The organism is Streptomyces sp. NPDC060028 (genome assembly GCF_042736725.1).
GTDB lineage: Bacteria > Actinomycetota > Actinomycetes > Streptomycetales > Streptomycetaceae > Streptomyces.
In genome coordinates, this window is record NZ_JBHWVJ010000171.1 from 1 (window position 1) to 2,843 (window position 2,843).

Annotated in this window: 3 protein-coding genes; all 3 read right to left on the minus strand. The window is 68.5% G+C overall.

Going from position 1 to position 2,843, the window contains the following annotated elements:
* Positions 1-442: 442 nt before the first annotated feature.
* Positions 443-1,447 carry a DUF932 domain-containing protein gene (locus ACFWBF_RS37180; protein WP_385609255.1) on the minus strand — a complete coding sequence of 335 codons (1,005 nt, stop codon included), beginning with the start codon at positions 1,445-1,447 and terminating at the stop codon, positions 443-445.
* 132 nt (positions 1,448-1,579) lie between these two features.
* Positions 1,580-1,849: a hypothetical protein gene (locus tag ACFWBF_RS37185; RefSeq protein WP_385609256.1), complete on the minus strand. Its 270-nt coding sequence runs from the start codon at positions 1,847-1,849 to the stop codon at positions 1,580-1,582.
* Between the two features lie 222 nt (positions 1,850-2,071).
* On the minus strand, positions 2,072-2,374 hold the full coding sequence (locus ACFWBF_RS37190) for a hypothetical protein (RefSeq protein ID WP_385609257.1): 303 nt from the start codon (positions 2,372-2,374) through the stop codon (positions 2,072-2,074).
* Positions 2,375-2,843 lie beyond the last annotated feature (469 nt).

Consider the following 2,843-nt stretch of genomic DNA (forward strand, 5'->3'; position numbering starts at 1 on the left):
CCTGCGCTTCGCTTAGGCGAGGGGTCCCGCTTCGCGGGACCCGAGCCGGTCCGCTTCGCTCCCCGGCTGTCATGGTTCGCTTCGCTTCCCATGACAAGGGCAGGGTCGCTTCGCTCCTCTGGGAAACGGCCGCTGAGCGGCCGTCAGTGCCGGTCCGCTTCGCTCCCCGACCCTGCGAGCCCGCTACGCGGGCAGCCGGCAAAAGAGAGGGGCGTGGGGCTGCGTCCGTTGTCGGGCTGGCTGCACAGGCGCTGAATCAAGGCCGGGGGTACTTGAGGGAAGGGGCCTTCCCTGTCTGATCCACCGGTGCTTCATTTATTCTCCGGATAGCTTCAGGAACAGGTTCCGGGCACGGATCCACTGAGCCACCGACAGGGGGCCTTTCGTCGGGTTCTTCGGGTGCGGCGGGGGTGCTACTCCCCCGCCGCTGTGGGAGTGGGGGTCAGACGGTCATGAGGCGGAAGGCGTGTTCCATCACGCCGTCGGCGGTTCCGCTGATCACGCGCTCGGCGCGGGCAGCGTCCTTCAGGTCCGGGCTGGCGCCGCGCGCCGGGGCTCCGTGGTTGGCGTACTCGGTGATCGCGTTGTACCCGGCCCAGGCCGTGCCCCGGATGCTGGCCTGGGTTTCCGCCTCCTCGAACAGCTTCCGGATGGTCGTCCACCGGGTCTCGCGGTTCGTCTTCTTGCGGGCGCTGTCGGGGCCGGCCATCGGCCACAGTTCATCCACGATCGTGTGCAGCTTGGGGGTGGTCATCTCGGCGTTGAGCATGCGGTGTGCTGCCTTCTCGAACTCCTCGGCGTACTTGAACGTGAGTCCCAGGGCCTGGCGGGCCTCGGCGATGCGGCCGCGTGCTCCGGAGGTGTGGCGGACGGTGTAGCTGCTCCTCGCCTGCCGGAACCCGGCGCGCAGGGTGTTCGCGCACACGGCGCGGATGGGGGTGGTGCAGACCCGGAACGCGCTACTGCCGTCGTGGGAGTTGGACGCCACGATGTACAGCTGGACTTCGTCAGTCCCCCCGATGGCCATGGACTGAGGCAGCTTCATGGTCAGAAAGACCTGTCGGCCTCCACGCAGCGACCCGGCAGTTTCGAAGATCGCCCCGGACTCGTCCACGAGGTGGTTGAGGAACTCGGCGTGTTCCTCGTTCTGGACCGGGGTGTAGTCGGTGCCGACCACACCGAGGGTCTCGGGGCGGCCGGTCTTGGGGTGGGTGCGCACGCTCGCCCGGTGGGCGGGCACCTCCAACAGGGTCGCGCCCTCCTCAGTCAGCTCGGTGGCACTCAGGCCGACGAGCCGGACGTTCCAGTCGTTCAGGGCCGCCAAGCGCATGGCGTCCTCGGCGGTCATGGCGCCGGTGGTAACGGTGCCCAGGCGGTGCCAGGCGCTCGTGTTGGCGCTGACGAACGCGGCCGTGCCGTCGCTGAACTGCTCGATCTCGTGTGCCACGGAATTCTCTCTTTCTCGGATGTTCTTCGGGTGCGGCGGGGGTGCCACTCCCCCGCCGCATGTGGGCCGGTCCAGGTGGAATCCGGCCTTGGTCGTGCGGGACCTTGGGGGTCTCGCACGGCTTTGGGAGGGTCAGACGAGTTCGGGAGCGTCCACGTAGACCGCGCCCGGCTCGGGACCGGTCAGTCGTCCTGCCTCGTCGAAGCAGTAGGCGTCGAAGGACTGCGCACCGGTGCAGGAACGTGCAACCAGGTCACGGACCCTCCACACCCTTACGACTCTGGTGCCCTCCGCCTGCGGGGTACGCAGCACCACAACTGCCATTCCGCCGTTGATGGCCGTGCTGAACAACAGGCTTGCGACGCGGTGCAGGTCGTGGCACTCGCTGTTGTCGTCGAACACCGGCCCCTCCAAATCACAGGAGTGTTGGGCCGTCCGACCCCCGCAGAGATAGACGACGGACAGGTCGTGCGTCCCCTCGCCCGCCGCACGAGCGAGAGCATTCAGCAGCGCAGACATGCGCTTGAGGTCGGCTACAGCAGATTTGGGTTCCATCAGCGTTCACGCTCCTCGGCGTGGCCGGGTACGGCTCTTTCGCCGCACCCGGCGAGAGTTCCGGGCGGCTCAGGAGGCGGCCAGCACCTGACGGTCAAGGGTCCGTGCGCTGGCGTGGGCCAACAGGCGGTCGAGCAGCACAATGACCTGCTCGAAGCTCAAGCCCTCGGCCCCCTCCGCCGAAGCCGGGCCCGTGAACAGAGCACGGCCCTCGACCGTGCGCGGACGCCGGTACAGCGAGAGGAGGTTCTCCACGGGGGTGTTGCGGGCCTGCGCGCACTGCACGGCGTAGTGGTCGGTCCACAAGACCAGGGAATCCGTGAGGCGTTCGCCCGCTACGGAATCCGCGCCCAGGGCACGCTCAGGGGTCATCACGGGGTACCAGCCCAGGACATGGAATCCGCCCGCAGGCGAGACCTCCACGGCAAAGCGATCCGGTCGTACAGAAGACATGGTTCTCCCTTGAATCAACGGAGTGTCCTTGGCCATCGGCGGGGCCCTGCCACGGGACCCCCACCAACAAGACAACTCTATCGCAATCCAACGGCACACGGGGTGGAAACAGCCCCTCCGGACGACCCCGAAAGAGTGAGGTATTCGCAGGTCAAGCCCCGTTTTCGCCGGGTGGGGGGCGGGCATTGCGGGGCCGGCGCCGCCCGCACCCTCGACGCGCAGCGGCGAGGGCAAGGGATACGGCAGCGCGAAGCGAGGACGCTGCGCGAGCGAAGCGAGCCCAGCGGCCGGCTGCCGTATCCCGCAGCGCGTGAGAGCGCGCAGCGCTCGGTCCGGGCGCAGCGAAGCGGAGCCCGGCACGCGGGGTTGGGGCGGCGCAGCGCAGCGG